The sequence below is a fragment of the Vibrio sp. SBT000027 genome (genome assembly GCF_963894355.1).
GTDB lineage: Bacteria > Pseudomonadota > Gammaproteobacteria > Enterobacterales > Vibrionaceae > Vibrio > Vibrio splendidus.
In genome coordinates, this window is record NZ_CAWQGD010000001.1 from 1,487,022 (window position 1) to 1,508,219 (window position 21,198).

Sequence of the window (21,198 nt, forward strand, 5' to 3'; positions counted from 1 at the left end):
TGAAATAAAAAATATCAAAGCTGAACAAAATCGAACTTAGCCAAGATAGAAACTTAACTTTTGCACCATCTTGCAGAAAGTTGCACCACAAACGCTCATTTATATAAATATAACAAAAATTTTACATACTACTTTAGGGGTAATTGCGTGTCACCTGTAATTTTTAAAACATTGAAATATATAGATTAAATTTTATTTTGATGAACAACTCGCAATCTGGCACCCTCCTTGCTCCACTAAAAACCAAGACTTAGAAAAAACATTTTTGTTTTTCTTAATGATTATGAATTGAGTGGAATCTCAACCCGGTATTCATCTGCTAACGACTAGAAATTAGATGCTAGTGATGGTGACGCCGAGAATAAGGAATGGATTATGAGCAAGAAGAAAATCGTCGTTGTTGGTAACGGCATGGTTGGACACAAATTTATCGACAACATCCTGCAATCAGAGAGTGATGAGTTTGATGTAATTACTTTTAGTGAAGAGCCAAGGTTGGCCTACGACCGTGTTCAGTTGACGGCTTACTTCAAGCGCGGAAATGCTGATGATTTGGCATTAACCAGCGAAGAGTATTACCAAAGCAATGGCGTCAATTACCTTCTAAACGCGAGAGTCGCTCAACTAGATACTGAAAATAAGTGCGTTGTGACTGAATCGGGACATACCGAGAGTTATGACACCTTGATTCTGGCGACCGGTTCATTCCCTTTTGTTCCCCCAATTCCCGGTAACGACCAAGAACACTGCCACGTTTATCGCACTATCGAAGATCTAGACGCCATTGAACTATCTAGCAAAGGCAGCAAATCTGGCGTAGTGATTGGTGGTGGCCTGCTTGGCTTAGAAGCCGCAAACGCAGTCAAAAATCTTGGCTTGGAAACCCATGTAGTGGAGTTCGCACCTCGCCTGATGGCCGTACAGTTAGATGACGGTGGCGGTGCGCTTTTACGCAGAAAAATTGAAGAACTTGGCGTCCAAGTTCACACCGAGAAGGCAACCTCTGAGATAGTCGCGGGTGAGAACGCTCGCTACCGTATGAACTTCGCAGACGGCACCCACCTTGAAACCGATATGATCGTGTTCTCTGCGGGTATTCGCCCTCAAGATGCCCTAGCTCGCAGCTCTGATATCGCCATTGGTGAACGTGGCGGCATCGTGATTAACGATCACTGCCAAACCAACATAGACAATGTGTATGCGATTGGTGAATGTGCCCTTTGGGACAACAAGATCTTCGGCTTAGTCGCCCCTGGTTATTCCATGGCGAAAGTCGCGGCTTCGCATATTGTCTCCAGCGGCACTGACGATGCTGCATTTACTGGTGCCGACATGAGCACCAAGCTCAAACTGCTTGGTGTTGATGTGGCCAGTATTGGTGAAGTACATGGCAAGACGGAAGGCGCTCAGTCGTATACCTACAACGATGAAATTGAACAAGTTTATAAGCGCCTGATCATCTCGGCAGACGGCACAAAGATTGTCGGTGCAGTATTGGTCGGTGATGCAGAGGCTTACGGTTCGCTACTGCAAATCAAACAAAACGATATGCCCCTTCCTGAAAACCCATCGGTATTGATTTTACCTAACGTGGCCGATGATTCAGGTTCGGCAATGGGTGTTGAAGCTCTGCCGGATAGCGCTGTGATTTGTTCATGTTTCGATGTGACCAAAGGCGACATTAAAGACGCGGTTTCAGCGGGTTGCACCACGATGGCTGCATTGAAAGAAACCACGAATGCTTCAACAGGTTGTGGCGGTTGTTCTGCCCTTGCTAAACAGGTTCTCGATAGCGAGCTAAGTAACCTAGGTGTGGAAGTCTCTAACGATATCTGTGAGCACTTTGCCTATTCTCGCCAAGAGCTGACTGACATCATTCGAGTCAACAAGATTAAGACCTTTGATGAGTTGCTTGATTCTCACGGAAACGGATTGGGCTGTACCGTGTGTAAGCCTGCAGTCGGTTCAATTTTGGCTTCTTACTGGAACGATTACATCCTCGAAGATCAACATATCGAACTGCAAGACACCAACGACATCTACCTTGGCAACATGCAAAAAGACGGCACTTACTCGGTGGTTCCGCGTATTGCTGGCGGTGAAATCACTCCAGATAAATTGATCGTGCTTGGCGAAGTCGCTAAAGAGTTCGACCTTTACACCAAGATCACCGGTGGTCAACGTGTCGACTTGTTTGGCGCTCAACTTAACGAACTGCCAATCATTTGGAAAAAGCTGATTGATGCAGGTTTTGAAACGGGCCACGCCTACGGCAAATCAGTACGTACCGTGAAATCGTGTGTGGGTAGCACTTGGTGTCGATACGGCGTCGACGACAGTGTTGGCTTAGCGATTCGACTAGAAAACCGCTACAAAGGCTTGCGCTCACCCCACAAGATTAAGTTTGCGGTTTCAGGCTGTACTCGTGAATGTGCAGAAGCCCAATCGAAAGACTTTGGCATTATCGCTACCGACAAAGGTTGGAACCTCTACATCTGTGGTAACGGCGGTATGCGCCCTCGCCATGGTGACCTTTTCGCGACCGACCTTGATGAAGCCACCCTGCTGCAATACATCGACCGCATTCTGATGTTTTACACACGTACCGCGGATCGCCTACAGCGTACATCGGTATGGATGGAAAACCTTGAAGGCGGCATTGAATACCTCAAGCAAGTCGTGATTGAAGACAAGCTCAATGTTGCTGAAGAACTTGAAACCGATATCGCTCTCAACATCGAAAAATACCAGTGTGAATGGAAAACCACCATCGAAAACCCTGAAAAAATGAAGCGTTTCCAGCACTACATCAACAGCGAAGAAATGGACACTAGCCTGTCATTCATAAAAGAACGAGAGCAGCGTTTTCCTAAGCCGAGCTTGAGCTCTTCTTCAGATTCACAACGCGATGAAATGCTAACCAAGGCTGACCAAATCGAAGTCACGGAAGTTTCGTAAGCCGAATTGACGGTCAGTGAATCAGTAACAACTAAACCCAATATCGATAGTCGACAGTGGCGCAGCCCAAGAAAACTGCTGTCGGCTATCACCCTAATTAAATTGATTATTAGTTTTATGTTTTGACTAGGAGAAAGTCATGGAAAATTGGACAACCGTATGCAACACCCGGGACCTAACCCCAAACGGTGGTATTTGCGCCAAAGTAGACGATAACCAAGTGGCTATTTTTTACTGCAAGCGCAGTGACACGCTTTATGGGCTCTCTAATTACGATCCTGTTGGCAAGGCGAATGTGATGTCACGTGGTATCATTGGTTCATTAAGCGGTGAGCCTTACGTAGCCTCCCCCTTATACAAGCAGCATTACCACTTAGAAACTGGCGCGTGCCTTGAACAACCCGATCTCAAGCTCGTGAAATTTGAAGTTCGCAAGCAAGGAGAACAGGTTCAGGTTCTCGCACCGCTTGCTATCGCCAGTTAACTAAACGCCGACATCATCATGCGAACGCGTTATCAGCGTAAGCAATTTCGGCACAGGGTTTAGCCACATGAATGCGTTCGAATTTCGGAAGTAACGCACGAGCTAAAGCCGGGTAATTTTCCAGATTTAAAGGATTTAAACCATGGATAACACAAAATTTTCGCTGCTTTCATTTACGGGTAAGATGAAAACCTTACACCTAAGTTGGATGGCCTTTTTTATCACCTTTGTTGTGTGGTTCAACTTTGCCCCACTACTGCAAATGGTAAAAACGTCGCTTGGTCTTTCTACTGAAGAGATCAAAACACTGCTTATTCTCAACGTTGCATTGACCATTCCGGCGCGTGTCGCCATTGGTATGTTAACCGACAGATACGGCCCAAGATTGGTCTACTCTTCGCTACTCGCTGTCTGTTCAATCCCTTGTTTTATGTTTGCTATGGCAGACTCTTTCATTCAAGCGGCGATTGCTCGTTTCCTATTAGGCTTCATTGGTGCTGGCTTCGTCGTTGGTATTCGCCTTGTGTCTGAATGGTTCCCACACAATGAATTGGGTACGGCTGAAGGTATTTACGGCGGTTGGGGTAACTTTGGTTCTGCAGCGGCAGCGTTTACACTTCCAACTCTGGCTTTAGCGTTTGGTGGTGAAGACGGCTGGCGTTATGCGGTTGGTATTACTGGCCTTATGAGCTTAGCGTTCTCGTTTGTGTTCTACAAAAACGTAACGGATACACCAAAAGGTTCTACTTACTTCAAACCGGCTCAAGTAACGGCAATGGAAGTGACATCAAAGGGTGACTTTTTCTTCCTACTTATTATGAAGATCCCGATGTATGCCGCACTAGCGCTACTGACATGGAAGCTATCACCAAGCAACATCAACATGTTATCTGACATGGCGGTGTATTCTGTGTATGCAGGTTTGGCTGCGCTTTACGTGTACGAAGTGTCGCAAGTTTGGAAAGTAAACAAGAACGTATTTAAAGAAGAAGTACCAGAGATTCACCAATACAAATTCAAGCAAGTTGCGGTACTTAACGTATTGTACTTCGCGACATTTGGTTCTGAACTGGCTGTTGTTTCTATGCTGCCACTGTTCTTCTCTGATACCTTTGAATTAACACCGGTTCTTGCAGGTATGGTTGCATCGGCTTATGCCTTTATGAACCTAATGTCTCGCCCAGGTGGTGGTTGGATTTCAGACAAATTCGGTCGTAAACCAACACTGCTTATTCTAACGATTGGTCTTGCTGTGGGTTACTTTGCAATGGGTCAAGTCGACAGCACATGGCCTGTATGGCTAGCGGTTGTCGCAGCGATGGCGTGTTCTTTCTTCGTGCAAGCGGGTGAAGGTGCAGTATTCGCAACAGTTCCTCTAATCAAGCGTCGTATGACAGGTCAGATTGCTGGTATGACCGGAGCTTACGGTAACGTGGGTGCGGTAGTTTACCTAACTGTGTTGTCATTCGTGAGCTACCAAACCTTCTTCTTAGTGATTGCTGCAACAGCGGTACTTGGCTTTGTAACTCTACTGTTCATGGAAGAGCCTAACGGTCAAATAGCTGAAGTGAATGACGACGGTAGCGTGACCTTGATTAACGTATCGAGCTAACCACTCATTGAATCGGGAGTAGTACCGAGGTGTGTTTCACCACTTTGGTACTGCGTTCAAAGGCTCTAGGTTCACTAGGGCTTTTGTTCTTCCTCAGATGTGCTCTCAAGCAAATGAGAAGACAGCCAGTTAAGAAGAAGACCAGTTATGACAATTTCATTCAGCCAAGGGCAAGTCGTCACGCCGGAATCAAACAACCAGCTCACACTCAAGTTTGGTGGTTATTCGAATAAAGGCATACGTGATGAAAACCAAGACGCCATCATTGTAAAACACCCGAAGACTCGTGCTGAGCAAGAGTTGAAAGGCAGTGTCGCCTGCATAGCAGACGGCGCGAGTTGCAGTGAACACGGCCAGAAAGCCAGTCACACCAGCGTGATGCAGTTTATCGACGACTATTACGCCACTCCAAATAGCTGGAGTATTCAGCGTTCAGCACAGAAAGTCTTAACCTCACTCAATTCTTGGCTCTTCAACACGTCTGTTTCTAATATCCATCCTGCACAACAAGTGAACCACAATGCGCTCGTTTCCACCTTTAGCAGCGTGATACTCAAATCGAACACCGCGCATATATTCCACGTTGGCGACAGTCGCATTTACTTACTAAGAGATGGAGAATTACGACAACTGACCCGCGACCACACCCGTAAAAATATGGGGCAAAAGCATTACTTAACACGCGCCTTAGGCATGGACAACCAACTCAACGTTGACTATCAAACCCTGCCTATCAAGAAAAACGACTGCTTTATCCTCACTTCGGATGGTGTGCATGAATTTGTCTCGCCCAACACCTTCAATGAACACATCGATAAGCCTGGAGCGGATTTCGAATACGCAGCACAGACCATCTGTAACACTGCTTTAAGCCACAATAGCTCAGACAACGTGAGCTGCTTGATTGTGCAAGTTAGTCATCTACCTAAGCCTTCGCTCATCGAGTTCCATGAAAAACTGGCTAAACGTGCCATCCCACCCGCGTTAAAGCTCGGGCAAAGTATCGACAACTTCATGGTGCTTGAGGTGTTGTATGCAGGTTCAAGAAGCCATGTGTATCGTGTGATGCAAAAAGAGACACAAACCGAGTTCGTGCTAAAAGTCCCTTCCGTTCAATATCACGATAGTCCGTCGCAACTCAGAGCTTTCTTTAATGAACAATGGGCAGGGATCTTGCTGAACAATAAGAAGGTAATGAAGGTCTACCCGACGCCAGAGAACTCGCAATTTTTATATCAAATCTGCGAATGGGTAGAAGGCATCACGCTAAGACAATGGATGTACGACAATCCAAAACCGTCACTCAATGAAGTACGCGACATACTAGAAAAAATCACACAAGGTATTCGAGTATTACAACGCGCAGACATGGTGCACCGAGACTTAAAGCCCGAGAACATTATGCTTCAACATGATGGTGAGATAAAAATCATCGACCTTGGCGCTGTATTAGTCAGAGGACTTGAAGAAGGAGAGCTCGCAGACAAAGACGACACTCCATTAGGTGCGGTCAATTACATTGCACCCGAGACCATCAAACATAACAGCGCGACCACCAGCTCTGATCTGTTCTCTATCGCTGTAATCGGCTATGAGATGCTAACCGGTGAATTACCCTACTCTGAAATGACCGCACAATCGCTTAAGCAATCTCGTCACCATCAATGGGAATACCAACCCATCACACAGAAACGAGCTGACTTACCAAGCTGGGTGGATTTGGTATTACAAAAAGCCTGCGCGGAATCACCAAGCGAACGTCATCAAGTGTTGGGGGATTTTGTGGCAGACCTTTACACGCCAAACCAAAGCTTGGTGAAAAGCCAAGCCAAGCAACCTTTGATAAACCGAAACCCAATCCAGTTTTGGAAGGTGTTGGCCCTGCTTTTAGGCTTAGTAGCGCTTATTGAGTTTGGTATCTTGATTCAGTAGCAATATCCCTCGCCAATTGACAAAAAAGAACGGAAATTAAAGTCTATACATTTCAATCATTTAACTAAATAAAAAGCTAAAGATTTATCAAGATAAGTGCTTTAGCTTTTTTCTGTCCTATTCTGCACAATTCGCTTCTCCTTCCCTACCGTAGCCTCTAACTTGAGCATCAATTCACCACGACGTGAAAAACAATAACGACAAAGTTAACTCTCAGCCTTTTTACTAGGAGCCAATGATGCTTAATAAAACAACGCCACTTTTTGCTTTCGCCATTCTAGCTACAGCGACAACATTCAATGTTAACGCAGCAGCAAATTATGAACCGTTTGTCGGTATTGATGTGGGAACACGTTTAAGTGGACAAATGGAATCAGAGTCCACGTATTACGGGACTAAAGGTAAAACCGACTTATCTTCATCAATGGTATTTGGCGTCGAAGGCGGTATGACAATCAACCAGACTCATCAAATTAGTATTGGTTATGATTACCGCGGTACCAGTGTCGAAAATAATGAAAATAACGATGATGAACTTGAAGTAGGCACACTATTTACTAAATACAACTACATCGTGCCTATTACACAAAAACTCGCTTGGACAGTGGGCGGCAAACTTGGTTATGAGATGTTCAATTCAGAAGCAGAATATGATGTAGATGATCTAAATGGAATCGTCCTTGGTGCTCAAACAGGACTCGACTATCGCTTTCATGCTTGGAGCATAGGTACCGAAGTAAACTACGTTTACCACACCAATGAACTTGAAGCCAAATGGACTGAAGAAGACGGTAAGACCTACAAAAACACCCAAAAGGTGGGTGATGAGTGGTTACTAATGGCGAACGTAAAATACCACTTTTAACACAGATAGAATTGATTCCCTTTATCTCCCGGTCAGCCGGGAGATATCATTGTTTTGGGCTTTATCTTTACTGAAGTAGTCTTTAGCTTGCTATTGCCTAACTCGGCTTAGCATCAAGTAATTTCGCTCTCTCGAAATGACATCGACTCCTTGACCATGATAAATCAATTCGTTTTTCGACGTACCCGACAGGAACATTGTGGTATAGCTCGCTGCTTGGTAACCATCTAATACCTCAGTGGTTTGAATGGCTTCAGTATTGTAAGAAAACTCAAATTCGCCATCGAAGGATTTAGTTATTTCGCCGTCTACTGAGAACAGTGCGACGCCTTCTAAACCATCCCCTTCTATCGATATCGTTGACTCTATTTGGCTTCGATACAAGTCAACTTCAATTCTTTCTCTCCAAACATGCATATCATCAGAATATTGTTGTACCTCGGTAATGTACCTTCCGTTAAGCAAAAGCTTTTTACTAAGCACGTAAAGTGACGCGCCATAAAGAGCAACGGAAGCAATCAGAAGAGCGATCCAAGGTTTTAAGCTAGATTTTAAGCTAGATTTTAAGCTAAGTTTTATCAAACTAGATTCATCAGGCTATTCATCATTGAACAACCCCTCCGTTATTTCTGGCAGAGCCTCAATTTCAAAAAAGTAGTTCTCGCTATGATGACGTTTTTTGTCATAAATGGAGAGATTGTATAGTCCCGCTTTTTCACCAATGAAATAAAAACAATCACATTCGAAGCGTTGAATCACCGCCTCAATGTCAGGCGAAATAACCATGTCTTTGCGTTTCAACAGTTCATGAGAACCAATATCCACCACCTCATAATCTTCATGTAAATAAGGCATTAAGTGAGTGTTCGTCACCCGTAAGAAGTTAAAGCAAGATAAGACAATGAACACAATAGAAACTGACGCCAACAGTATCTTTATTAGTTTAGCCGCGTTGAAACGTCGGTCATCAGATGGTTTTACTTCAAGGGAAGCGTTATCGCAGTAAAGCATGTAACCAACACCTGCAATCGTGCGTAACTCAACGGATTCAGATATAGCGATGGCGAGTCTAAGCTTTTGTACTGACTTTTGGAGAGAGGAATCCGTGACGATGGTTTCAGGCCATCCCGCTTGCTTTAGCGTCTCTTTACTCAGGACTTGGTTTGAACTGTCTAAGAACGCTTTAAACAAAAGACATTCATTGTAATTCAATGCCCGTTCTGCACGATCTTTTGTTATGGTCATCTTTTCGATATCGAAAACCAAATCACCACAAGAGTACTGCTTATCCACTTTGAGTTTTCCCACCAAGATGTTAGCTAAATGACTGTTTATTGTAGTTGAAAAGTGACGAATGTACATTAGGTTAAGTGCACTGATCAGACCAAGATATATGCATTCCCGAAACGGATCCATCCCACACACAACCGATAACTATCACCCATAAATGACGATAAAACTGAGCAAGCATGAAGGAAAAATAGGCAGGTATTACGGAAAACAGGTAAATGTGACGAAACAAACAGGTAACAGGACTCAATAGAAAAACAAAAAGCCTCAGTACCCTAAAATCACTGAGGCTCTCTTAAAGTTGAATCGTCGGCGCGTTAAGTACGTCTCACTAAACTTCTCGGCACGAGTTCAATGCCAGCTTGGTAACGCTTAGCCGATGCATTTAACGCCAAAGCAAAAGCGCTATCGGCAATCACTTCGAATTGCTGTGGCAGTGAATGGACTTTAAAAGGTAAGAAGTCCAATAAACGGTTATCACCAAAGGTTGCCAATTTGACTTGATTGATCAGCTCTGGCTTTTCAACCATCACATCAAGCACACCCTCTAATAAGGTGTAAGACATAGTCACGATCGCATCAGGAATTGTGCCTTTTGCAATCCACTCTTCAAAAACCTCGCGCCCTGATTCTCTATCAAAGTGTTCTCCATAACCCACAACCATCGGCTTGCTTTCTGCTAGCCTTGTTTGTTGAGTATGTGCTTTATTCGCCGCTTCAAAACCCAGCTGACGTTCACGTGAGATATTTAAATCAGGTAGTGCACCTATCAAGCCAACACTGTGAATGCTGTCATCGAGAATCGAATGCGTCAGTTCAAATGCAGCCTCAAAATCTTCACTGATCACACAAGCAAAGTGCTCATCGTCTAACGGACGGTCAATCGCAATAACCGGCGTTCCAGAGTTTTGCAGCTTCAAGTAGAACTCATTGGCGTCTGGCATTGAACTCGCCACCAACAAGGCATCGATACGACGACTCACCAAAGCTTCAGCAACCTTGCGTTCAGTTTCAGCATCATCATCAGAACAGCCAATCAAAATCTGGTAGCCCACTTTACGTGAGTTCTGCTCTATCAATTTTGCTAAACGCGCGTAACTGCTGTTTTCCAAGTCAGGAATAATCAAACCAAATGAACGGCTATTACCAGCGCGCAACGACGAAGCAGCATGGTCTGGTCGGTAGTTATACTCTTCCACAACCGCCATGACTTTCTGCTGAGTTTTCTCACTGATTCTGTATTTCTGCGCCTTGCCGTTGATGACATAACTAGCGGTAGTTTTCGATACTCCAGCCAATTTAGCAATTTCATCAAGTGTCATATGGGTGACCTGTATTTTGTGCGTAGGATCATATAACCAATGATCTGATCCTCGGATTAGTTGAATTATATGCTGAATCGATTCAGTATAAAAGCTGAAAGGATTCAGCAAAATCTGAAAAGTGACTTCAATCATCCTTTTGTATGGATTGAGCGTCATTTGTTGTGATTCAACTTCTCGTTATTAACGAAACTGAAATTACGACACGCAGCAAAACTATTTTGAAAACCAAAATCGGCTTTGCTGAATTTTTTTACACTGAATGCTGAACCGATTCAGCTAAAGTAAAACAAAGAGCAAAGCAACGAGTAAAGTTCACTAATTCTTGCTCTAGACTGAATCGTAGCGATACACAAATTCTCAAGCGATACGCTAAAGAGGCACCATGCTTAAATTATCAAAATCTGACATCACTCTTGGTCAAACGGCCGAAGACAAATTCAAAGCTATCCAGAACATTGCTGGCGACCTAACCGCGAAAGGCCTAGTGGATTCTGGCTACGTTGAAGGAATGCTGAACCGTGAAAACCAGAACTCGACGTTCCTAGGTAACGGCATCGCGATTCCTCACGGCACCACAGACACGCGAGGCCTAGTGAAAGAGACAGGCGTTGCGGTACACCACTTCCCTGAAGGTATTGATTGGGCAGACGGCAACCGTGTTTACGTAGCAATTGGTATTGCAGCGAAATCTGACGAGCACTTAGGCATCCTTAAGCAGCTAACGAAAGTGCTAGCGGCAGACGGTGTTGAAGAGAAATTAAAGCAAGCGAAATCAGAAGACGAAATCATCGCCCTACTTAACGGCGAAGTTCAGCTAGAAGCAGACCTAGACGCTTCTTTAGTTCAGCTACTGTTCCCTGCAAGCGACATGGTTCAGATGTCGGCAGTGGCGGGCGGCCTACTTAAGAACACAGGTTGTACTGACAACGCATTCGTTGCAGACCTAGTAACAAAAACACCGACTCACCTAGGCCAAGGCCTGTGGTTGTTGGGCAGCGATAAAGGCGTAACTCGCACTGGCGTATCTTTCGTTTCAACGGCAAACCATTGTGAGTACGAAGGCACACCAGTGAAAGCATTGGTCGCATTCGCCGCTTGTAACAGCGCACACCAATCTATTCTGGCAAACCTAAGCAAGATGGTTTTCGAAGGTAAACAGCAACAACTGTTAACCGCTGACATTGCACAAGTGATTGGCCTTCTGAAAGGTGAAGCGGTTTCTACAGCGTCTCAAGACGATGACAACTGCGCAGTATTCAAAATCAAAAACGCACACGGCTTACACGCTCGTCCAGGTGCAATGCTAGTCGCTGAAGCGAAGAAATTCGAATCAACGATCCGCGTTTCAAACCTAGATGGCGACGGAAAAGAAGTGAACGCGAAGAGCTTGATGAAAGTAATCGCACTTGGCGTTAAACACGGCCACCAGCTTCAGTTTGTTGCTGAAGGTGAAGATGCAGCACAAGCACTTGAATCGATTGGTAAAGCTATCGCTTCAGGCCTTGGCGAAGGTTAAGGAATAGATATGTCTGATAAACAAATCAAAGCCGTTACCGTTACGCTAAACCCTGCTCTCGACCTAACTGGCGCTATCGACGCACTTAACGTGGGTTCAGTGAGCCTAGTGAACAAAGGCTCTCTACATGCGGCAGGCAAAGGCGTAAACGTAGCAAAAGTACTTTCAGAGCTTGGCGCGAAAGTGACCGTAACAGGTTTCCTTGGTCGCAATAACGAAGAAGCCTTCTGCCAACTGTTCGAACAGATGGGCGCAACTGACCGCTTTATCCGTGTAGATGGCGCGACTCGTATCAACGTGAAGTTGGTAGAGAACTCAGGCCAAGTAAGCGACATCAACTTCCCAGGTGTTCCTGTTAATGCTGACGCGATTAAAGCGTTTGAAGAAACCTTGTTAGAACTGGCTGAAACACACGATTACTTCGTGATTGCAGGCAGCTTGCCACAAGGTGTATCGCCAGAGCTTTGCGCTTCTTGGGTACAACGCTTGCGTGACCTAGGTAAAAAGGTGCTATTCGACAGCAGCCGTGACGCACTTAAAGCCGGTATCAATGCACAACCTTGGTTAATTAAGCCAAACGATGAAGAGCTGTCTCAGCTGTTCAATGCAGAACTGACCACACGTGACCAATGCCAACACGCAGGCCAAGTTCTGAGTGAAAAAGGCATCGATAACATCGTGGTATCACTTGGCGCAGAAGGCGTGATGTGGCTAAACCAAGGTGAATGGCTACATGCACAGCCACCACGTATGCAAGTGGTAAGCACAGTAGGCGCAGGTGACACCTTAGTAGCAGGCCTGTGTTGGGGTCACATGCAGCAGATGCCAAAACCAGAACTTATTAAATTCGCAACCGCCCTATCTGCTCTAGCAGTTTCACAGGTAGGCGTGGGCATCACCAGCCAACAAGAGCTGGATTCAGTACTACAAAATATCCAATTACAGTCGCTTAGTGCTCCAACTAGCCAGTTAGACACAAGCAAATAGGACAAAAGGTTTATTATGAATATTACCATTATCACAGCTTGCCCTAGTGGCGTAGCAAACAGCATCATCGCCGCAGGCTTGTTAGAGCAAGCGACAAAAGCACTGGGTTGGAACGCCGCTATTGAATGTCAATCAAGCGTGCTACCAGACTCAACCGTATCGCAAGACACTATCGACAGCAGCGACGTTGTGGTTATCGCAGCTAACACCAATGTTGATAAAGTGCGCTTTGTTGGCAAAAAGGTGTACCAAGCGGCTATCTCTGAATGCACTGCGGATGCAAAAGCATTTCTAGAGAAAGCGATAGCAGAAGCAACAGTACTAGACGCTTCTCAAGTTGAAAGCACTGTTGAAGTAACTGGTACGTCAGTAAACTCTTCTACAACAGCAAGCACTGGCAGCAAAAAGATCGTAGCGATTACCGCTTGCCCAACTGGTGTTGCACATACCTTTATGGCAGCTGAAGCGCTTGAAGCAGAAGGCAAACGCCTAGGTCACCAAATCAAAGTGGAAACTCGCGGCTCTGTAGGTGCGAAAAACCAACTGACTGACCAAGAAATCGCAGACGCTGATCTTGTTATCATCGCAGCTGACATCGACGTTCCTCTGGATCGTTTTAACGGCAAAGCGCTATACAAAACAACGACAAGTCCTGCTTTGAAGAAAACAAAGCAAGAGATGGAAAAAGCATTCGCAGAAGCTAAACCATACCAACACACTGCTTCTTCAAATTCAGCGCCTGCTGACGAGAAGAAAGGCGTGTACAAGCACCTAATGACAGGTGTATCGCACATGCTTCCTGTGGTTGTTGCGGGTGGTTTGATCATCGCACTCTCTTTCGTATTCGGTATCGAAGCGTTTAAAGAAGAAGGCACACTAGCAGCAGCACTGATGACTATCGGTGGTGGTTCTGCATTCGCACTGATGATCCCTGTTCTTGCTGGTTTCATTGCATTCTCTATTGCTGACCGTCCGGGTCTGGCTCCAGGTCTAATTGGCGGTATGTTGGCTAGCTCAACGGGCGCAGGTTTCCTAGGTGGTATCGCAGCGGGTTTCATTGCCGGTTACGCAGCGAAATTCATTGCCGACAAAGTTCAACTTCCACAGTCCATGGAAGCCCTCAAGCCAATCCTGATCATTCCGTTTATCGCGAGTTTGTTCACTGGTTTGGTGATGGTTTACATCGTGGGTGGCCCTGTTTCTGGCGTGATGAGCGCAATGACCACTTTCCTAAACAACATGGGAACGTCTAACGCGATTCTTCTGGGTGTGATTCTAGGCGCAATGATGTGTTTCGACCTTGGTGGTCCAGTAAACAAAGCAGCTTACACGTTCGGTGTTGGTCTACTGGCTTCGCAAACTTACGCACCAATGGCAGCTATCATGGCAGCAGGTATGGTTCCAGCTCTAGGTATGGGCCTTGCGACTTTCCTTGTGAAAGACAAGTTTGAAGCAGGCGAGCGTGAAGCGGGTAAAGCATCATTCGTTCTTGGCTTATGCTTCATCTCTGAAGGTGCAATTCCATTCGCAGCGAAAGATCCAATGCGTGTTATCCCAGCTTGTATGGCAGGTGGTGCACTAACTGGTGCTCTATCAATGATGTTTGGTGCTCAGCTTATGGCTCCACACGGCGGCTTGTTTGTACTACTAATTCCTGGTGCTATCTCTCCAGTTCTTATGTACCTAGTGGCGATTGCAGCAGGTACGGCAGTAACAGGCTTTGGTTACGCAGCTCTTAAAAAGATGAGCAGCGATAAAGTAGAAGCAGAGGCTTAATCCCCCTACTCTGTTTAACGGCTAAACCCGTCGAACAGAGGCTCTTGATAACCGGTTTCTTGGTAAACGGTTCCTTGAAATAAAACAAAGGCTCCTCATTTGAGGAGCCTTTTTATTGGAATTAGCTAGCAAACTGAAACGCTCGGTCTGGTGTTACTTTTCTAATGTCGCTAAAACGGGCAACTGGAATGAAAACGTCACGCCTTCGACATCATCCGTGTCGATCTGGCGAATCATCTCTACCAAATAACCTTGCACATCTAACTTCAAACCTTGTTGTTCAACCGCCTTAAACAGAGCTTCTAACGCTGTGCTGTACGCCACATCCGAAACCAGATAAACGTCGCTGCATAAGTAGTAGCCTTCAGGAATGGTCATATCGTAACGATCTTTCGCGACTTGCCAATTTCCGATTTCAGCGTCGATGTCGTCCCACTTATTATTCATTTGCTTGATCGGCGTGGTGCCCATCAAATGCGTCGATTTCTGACCATAGATTTCAAATACCGTGTCCCAATCAGGATCTTCCAGTTTAAGCTTTTGCATGCCGCGTTCTGGATACCAAACCATCTCGGTCGGCATAGACTTAACCAGCTCTTTCTCCATCGAAGACTGCACACCTGGATGTGCCAACTTCTGGATGAAGTCTGCCGTTTCCTTAGGCGTCGCGTTGTAGCCCATTTCTCGAATATGTTTTGCAGTAACACCAAGCTCGCGCTTAAGCGCCTTACCTAATGACTGTGACGATGAGTAGCCACAATACTGAGCAATTTCAATCACGCTCCACGGCTCACCGTTGATCAACAAACCCACCGCGATTTGTAACCGAACTCGGCTTAGATACTGACCCGGAGTTTCGTTAAACAACTCAGTAAACTGACGATGAAAGTGGTATGGCGAAATCGCGCTCTCTGTTGCGATTTCTTCCCACGTACGACGCTCACCCCACTCTTCATGCATCAAGGTCAATGCATGCGTAAAGCGTTTTTGAAGGTGCTCTGGCAAAGATTCAATCAATGTAATCTCAGGCACCAGTTTAAAAGCTGGTTCTAAATGCAAAGCAGGTTTGTTCTCTTGCGTCATACAGTCTTGGGTCTCTGGTACATTGGCTTTAGTCTTACTGTCAGCTAACTTCGCCGAACTGGACAGATTCATTGAACTGGATACTTGGCTTCACTATCGTCTTTGTCCTTTATAAAATCAATCACGAGCGCTCCAAAGTGAGTTCTTCTAATGAATCTTGTTCGCCCGGTTCTTTTTCAATTAGATTTTCAACTAGCGGCGGCTTGCGACAAAACAAACCAAGCAGCACGGGAATCAAAATCAGAGTCACCGCAGTGGCAAACAACTCACCAAACACCAAAGATACTGCCGCTGGTTTCAAGTATTGCGCCTGTTCTGCGGTTTCGCTGAGTAATGGTAACAATCCACACACCGTTGTAATGGTGGTCAAGAAAATCGCTCTCAAGCGGCTAGTACCCGCAATAACTAACGCTTGCTGTAACGGCACACCTTGACGATATTCACTATTAAAGCGCGTGATCAACACTAGCGAGTCGTTAATCACGATGCCCGTCATGGCCATCATGCCGAACATCGAAAGAATGCTGATGGGTAAGTCCATCAAGTAGTGACCAAAAATCGCACCTGCAAAACCAAACGGGATCACTGCCATGATGATCATCGGCTGCCAGTAAGATTTCAAAGGCACAGCCAACAAGGTGTAGATCATCAACAACGTCAGAATCATCGCTGATTTAAAGCCATCCGACACTTCCCCTGTCTCTTCAAACTCACCGCCCGCTTTGATGGTTACGCTTGGATATTGTAGGTGCAGAGATTCAATCGTATCTTCGAGTTGCTCACGTGTTTTCTCTGGTGATTGTAGGTCGCGGTTCTGCTTCCAATACAGGTTGATCACTTGCTCTCGGTCGCGGCGGTAAACCACTTGCGGTTCTTGCTCATGACGAAACTCAGCAATATCCCCCATCATCACACTTCCGCCATTAGGTAACATGATAAGTGCCTGTTGTAGCTGAGCTAAGGTTCTGCGCTCCTTTCTCGGATATTGCAGAAGCACCTTGGTCTCTTGCCCGTTTTCTAACAAGCGATGCACTTCTCTTTCGCCAAACGCTTCGCCTGCTAACTGAGCCAGGTTCGCTTGCGTTAACCCTAACTGCTGACCATATTGATTCAATACCAAGCGAACTTGCGGTAAACCATCCTGACCATCGTCGTAAACATCCGATACGCCTTTCAACGAAGCCAAAGTGTCCGCTAGCTCCTCGCTAACGAGAGAAGCAAGCTCACGATCATTGGAAGAGATCGTTAAGAATGTTCCACCAGCAGGCTCCTCTGCCGCGCTGAACTTAACCGAATAAGCGCCTTCTATTTGGCCTGTGTTTTCTCTCCATCGCTTCAATAATAAATTACCCGGCAATGAGCTTAAGGATTCGTTGGTGAGCTCAGCTGTGACTTCAATTTCGCCATAGCCATCAGACCAGGCAAGTAGGTTAACAACAGGCTTTTCTTGTAATGGGTAATCGTCCATCAAACCTTTTTCAACTTGTGTCATTGCTTGCTCTACTTGCAACAAGGCTTGGCGCTGTAAAGGCAGTGGTGCGCCATCTTCCAGTTCAATAACCGCGGTGATGTAACGCCCCGGAATTTCAGGAAACAACGCACTTCGAATCGCACCGTTAGACCACATACCATAAGCCAGTGAGATAACCGCCACAAACCCAAGCAGAGACGCGATTTTGTAGCCAAGTGCAAACTCCAATACTGGCTTATAGATGTTGAGATTAAACCACTGCAACCCGCCTTGAGCAGCATTCTGAACTTTGGCGAACAAACCCTTTGATGGCTTTTTCACAGAAAGCTGAGCCAGGTGTGACGGCAAAATAAACTTACTTTCAATAAGCGAGAATATCAGCGCAAAGATCACCACTGCTGAAAACCCTGCAAACACTTTGGCTAGCTCGTTATTAATCCATAGCATTGGAGAAAACGCAGCGATGGTTGTGAGCACACCAAACACGGTTGCCACTGATACTGAGTTAACGCCCTGCCAAGCGGCTGTCTTTCCATTTATATTGGAGGGGCCGTTTATATTTGATAAGCCATTGATATTAGAAGAATAGCCGCCGTTCCCCGTCCGTTTTTCATGTATCGCTTCCCCTACCACAACCGCATCGTCTACCAGCACACCGAGAACCAAGATAAACCCAAACAGAGTGATGTCGTTGATGCTGTAGTTGAACAACTGCATTGCTGCCAACGTTCCAGTCAGCGCAATTGGAATGCCCATCGCGACCCAAAAGGCGAGCCTGATTTCAAGAAAGATCCCAAGTAGAACTACAACGATCAATAACCCTTGCCATGCATTCTCACTCAAACGAAATAGCTGTTCTTCAATGTAAGGTGCCATGTCGGCCATGGTATTCAGCTCAATATCCGACGGCAAAATCGCGCGCTGGGCATCAAGCGTTTCACTTATCGCTTCGCTAACTTTAAGTAGGTTGTCGGTTTGGCTCGTACTGACCAATAATGCGATAGCGTTAGAGCCGTTGTTACGCACGATAGAACCACTGTATTGGTAACCTCGGCTTAACTTGGCGATGTCACCCAGCAGTATTTTTCCGTTGCTTCCTGAAATCACAACAAGCTGGTTCAACTTCTGTAGATCATCGGCGTATCCGTCACCACGAATCACCATTCGACCTTTGTCACTGATCAGCTCACCGCTACGAGTCTCAAGCGAACGCTGCTCAACGAGCTCTGCGAGATCTTCTAAGCTCAACCCCAACGCTTTCAGTTGGTCAGGATCTGGCTCGATAACTAATTGAGATGTGCGAGTTCCCCAGTTTGATACCTTCGAGATACGAGGGTTCTTCTTCAGCGCTTGTTCAAGTTGCTTGGCGATGGGTTGCAGTTCGTCATCGGTTCTTGGCCCCGACACCACCACAAACGCGGCTAAATTAGTAAATTCGTTTCGCACGACTTGCGGCCTTTCCGCTTGCACGGGAAAGCCATTGATGGCGTTAACTTGATTACGAATGTCATCCAACAGCTTGTCTAAATCTGTGCTACTGGTTTTACGGACCATGACCTGAGAAATCCCAGCACTCGACTGACTGGTGATCTGTTTGATGCCTGCAACACCACTGATTGACTCTTCGATTCGCTGCGTCACACTCTCATCGATCTGTTGCGCCGTACCGCCAGGGTAAGTAACGCTGATACTGATGGAAGAGGGAGCGATTTGTGGGAACGACTCGACACGTAATTGCCCAAATGCCAGCACGCCACTAATAACAATCGCCATCATCAACAAATTAGCGGCGACTGGATTGTTAATAAACCATTTGGTCATCCAACTCATTGGTTCGCCTCCTCAACCTGTTCATCATCAGATTGGCTTGCGATCATGGCTTCTGAATTATCATCTTGATAAAAGTTAGGCTCGACTTGCTTCCCAATTAACATCGATGAAAGCGGATATTGCACCACTCTGCGAACCTGTTCACTTTGCTGATTAAACCGAATATCAAGCACCTGATTACCTTGCCCAATCAAGGATACCGACTCTTTACGTAGGCGATCATTGGTGTCTAACGTCCACACATATCCGTCTCGGGTCATCGCGCTCAAAGGCACGCTGACTACGTTATCCTTTAGCCCTAAATTAACCACAGCCTGAACCTGCTGATTTGGAAACAATCTTGGCTTACTTTGATAAGGTGCCTCAACCGAAAGCACGACTTGTCTTTGGCGGGTGACCGAATCAACTTGCGGCGACACATACCGCACTTTGGCAGGCCACTGATTCCCAGAACGGCTCACTACTGTGATACTCGGCTCAGTCAGAGCAGCTTGGACTTGTTGCCAATGCATTTCAGAAATCGGCAACTCGATATCAATCGAATCACTGGCAGCCAATCCAAAGGTCACTTGCCCCGCCTCTATCCACTCTCTCGGGCTGATATGGCGCTTCATGATCACTGCATCAAAGGGGGCAGTAATCACTGATTCTTCCAACAACTTCTGTGCGCTTAGGTAAGCCTGTTTTGCTTGTTTCAGGTTGGCTTTCGCTGCAAGTAATTGAGGCTCTCTGCGAGCAAAAGACGAACTCGTTTTCGGGTTCAGCATTTTTAACGCGACCGTTTGTTCGTGCTTAGCCTGCTTCAATTCCAATTCTGCTTGTTTCAATGAGCTCAACGCCTGAGCCAAGTTCGCATCAACTGCGCTAGTATCTAACCTTGCTAACACATCGCCTTTGTTTACCAAATTCCCCGGTTCAATGCTTTCATCTAGCCATTTCAACTGTGCGCTACTGGATGCTTTCAACTGCACAGGCCAACGCGCAGCAGTTACACCTAATACCGTTAACGTCGATTGATGCTGTGATGGTGTCACTTCTAACACTGAAACTGGGGCAAGGACGGCTTCTTTCTTAACTGGCTGGGTAACTTCAGGTTCCAATTCATCAACGACAACCAACGCGATAAAGATGGCTGCGCAGCCGACTAATACAGAAAGTGGCTTTTTAAATTTCATGAGGTATCTCCTTGGTAACCTGTTGAGTGGCGGTGTGATTAAGGCGCTGACTGATTTCAGTGAGACGAGAAAGGGTTTGTAATGTGATTGGTAACATCACTGCGGTTTCAACAAACTCCAGTGAATAGCTAACGATAGAAAAGACCTGCCCTGCGGTCGGCTCTGTAAGCTGACCCACCATCCATAAATTGCCGATGACCGCGCCAAACAACACGATAAAAATCAGGCCATAGACAACAGCTTCGGTATCAGACAGTTTGATTTCACACTGTTTTAGGCGCTCAAAGTGCCAACGAAGTGCAGATAAGCGAACACCACTCAGCAACTTCACTTGCTGTTCAACTTGGTCGTTAAATTGGCCATTGAGTCGTGTAAATGTTCGGTGGAATACGCCGTAAATAACCAGCATCGACAACCCTGCAAACAACATGCAAAGCGCCAACGAGAAGTGAAACGTTGAGAGGATAACCACCGTCGCGACAAGCTGAACTATCGCGGTCATCAAAGTAGGCAAATCATCTTCTAGAAAATCAACCAGCTCACGAGACATGGTTAGCCGAGCGTCTTTGGTCGAAATAGGTAAACCGCGTAGGTTACGCTCAACAAGGTTTGCCAGTTTGACGCGAATAGCACCATACACACGGGTATCGTAAAAACGACGAACGACACTGATGATCACCAGTACAAAAAGAATCATTGCCAACATCATCAAAGGCTGAAAGCTTTGGTTTAATACTCCGTCGATGGCGTAACCAATAAACAGCGGCAGCAGAATAAGCATCACGTTTTCAGCCAATACCATTAACCAAGTCGCAGCGACCTTTAATGGATTAAGCCGAATAATCGTCAGCAGAGAGATGGGATATTTGAATAGCATTATTGAGCCCATAAATG

General features: G+C 45.9%; 15 protein-coding genes. 8 read left to right on the top strand and 7 right to left on the bottom strand.

All coding sequences use genetic code 11. The annotated features are described in order from the left end of the window. Positions 1-375: 375 nt before the first annotated feature. The 5 genes from nirB to AACU28_RS06305 all read left to right on the top strand — a co-directional run bounded on the left by nirB (position 376) and on the right by AACU28_RS06305 (position 7,851). Positions 376-2,958: a nitrite reductase large subunit NirB gene (nirB, locus tag AACU28_RS06285; protein ID WP_121602592.1), complete on the top strand. Its 2,583-nt coding sequence runs from the start codon at positions 376-378 to the stop codon at positions 2,956-2,958. A gap of 139 nt (positions 2,959-3,097) precedes the next feature. Next, on the top strand, positions 3,098-3,442 hold the full coding sequence (gene nirD / locus AACU28_RS06290) for a nitrite reductase small subunit NirD (protein WP_004730303.1): 345 nt from the start codon (positions 3,098-3,100) through the stop codon (positions 3,440-3,442). Between the two features lie 142 nt (positions 3,443-3,584). Then, positions 3,585-5,054 carry a NarK family nitrate/nitrite MFS transporter gene (locus AACU28_RS06295; protein WP_017092799.1) on the top strand — a complete coding sequence of 490 codons (1,470 nt, stop codon included), beginning with the start codon at positions 3,585-3,587 and terminating at the stop codon, positions 5,052-5,054. Between the two features lie 147 nt (positions 5,055-5,201). Continuing rightward, entirely contained in the window at positions 5,202-6,986 is a 1,785-nt protein-coding gene (locus AACU28_RS06300; protein ID WP_121602593.1) for a bifunctional protein-serine/threonine kinase/phosphatase, read from the top strand. Positions 6,987-7,224: 238 nt separating this feature from the next. Further along, positions 7,225-7,851 (top strand): outer membrane beta-barrel protein, encoded by a 627-nt coding sequence (locus AACU28_RS06305; protein ID WP_017092798.1) that lies wholly within the window; start codon positions 7,225-7,227, stop codon positions 7,849-7,851. Between the two features lie 90 nt (positions 7,852-7,941). On the opposite strand, the gene AACU28_RS06310 is transcribed toward AACU28_RS06305, so the two are convergent. The 3 genes from AACU28_RS06310 to cra all read right to left on the bottom strand — a co-directional run bounded on the left by AACU28_RS06310 (position 7,942) and on the right by cra (position 10,463). Next, positions 7,942-8,316 carry a hypothetical protein gene (locus AACU28_RS06310; protein ID WP_259462622.1) on the bottom strand — a complete coding sequence of 125 codons (375 nt, stop codon included), beginning with the start codon at positions 8,314-8,316 and terminating at the stop codon, positions 7,942-7,944. A gap of 132 nt (positions 8,317-8,448) precedes the next feature. Further along, positions 8,449-9,213, bottom strand: coding sequence for a winged helix-turn-helix domain-containing protein (locus tag AACU28_RS06315; protein ID WP_259462623.1), 765 nt, complete (start codon positions 9,211-9,213; stop codon positions 8,449-8,451). 245 nt (positions 9,214-9,458) lie between these two features. Further along, on the bottom strand, positions 9,459-10,463 hold the full coding sequence (cra, locus tag AACU28_RS06320) for a catabolite repressor/activator (RefSeq protein WP_121602594.1): 1,005 nt from the start codon (positions 10,461-10,463) through the stop codon (positions 9,459-9,461). Between the two features lie 385 nt (positions 10,464-10,848). On the opposite strand from cra, the gene fruB reads away from it, so the two are divergent. Genes fruB through fruA form a run of 3 tightly spaced genes read left to right on the top strand, consistent with a single transcriptional unit; the run spans position 10,849 to position 14,745 of the window. Next, entirely contained in the window at positions 10,849-11,982 is a 1,134-nt protein-coding gene (gene fruB / locus AACU28_RS06325) for a fused PTS fructose transporter subunit IIA/HPr protein (protein WP_050621644.1), read from the top strand. A 9-nt stretch (positions 11,983-11,991) separates the two neighbouring features. After that, a complete protein-coding gene (gene pfkB / locus AACU28_RS06330; RefSeq protein WP_004730293.1) occupies positions 11,992-12,969 on the top strand; it encodes a 1-phosphofructokinase in 978 nt (325 codons plus the stop codon). A gap of 15 nt (positions 12,970-12,984) precedes the next feature. Then, complete coding sequence (gene fruA / locus AACU28_RS06335) at positions 12,985-14,745, top strand: PTS fructose transporter subunit IIBC (protein ID WP_121602595.1); 1,761 nt, start codon at positions 12,985-12,987, stop codon at positions 14,743-14,745. 153 nt (positions 14,746-14,898) lie between these two features. On the opposite strand, the gene AACU28_RS06340 is transcribed toward fruA, so the two are convergent. The 4 genes from AACU28_RS06340 to AACU28_RS06355 form a co-directional block, all read right to left on the bottom strand. Next, on the bottom strand, positions 14,899-15,828 hold the full coding sequence (locus AACU28_RS06340; protein ID WP_029405119.1) for a helix-turn-helix transcriptional regulator: 930 nt from the start codon (positions 15,826-15,828) through the stop codon (positions 14,899-14,901). A 121-nt stretch (positions 15,829-15,949) separates the two neighbouring features. Beyond that, positions 15,950-19,129: an efflux RND transporter permease subunit gene (locus AACU28_RS06345; RefSeq protein ID WP_121602596.1), complete on the bottom strand. Its 3,180-nt coding sequence runs from the start codon at positions 19,127-19,129 to the stop codon at positions 15,950-15,952. Continuing rightward, on the bottom strand, positions 19,126-20,304 hold the full coding sequence (locus AACU28_RS06350; RefSeq protein ID WP_121602597.1) for an efflux RND transporter periplasmic adaptor subunit: 1,179 nt from the start codon (positions 20,302-20,304) through the stop codon (positions 19,126-19,128). The genes AACU28_RS06345 and AACU28_RS06350 overlap by 4 nt, the downstream gene beginning before the upstream one ends. Continuing rightward, the gene (locus tag AACU28_RS06355; RefSeq protein WP_121602598.1) at positions 20,294-21,181 is read right to left on the bottom strand and encodes an ABC transporter six-transmembrane domain-containing protein; all 888 of its coding nucleotides are present in this window, start codon (positions 21,179-21,181) and stop codon (positions 20,294-20,296) included. The genes AACU28_RS06350 and AACU28_RS06355 overlap by 11 nt, the downstream gene beginning before the upstream one ends. Positions 21,182-21,198: the final 17 nt, after the last annotated feature.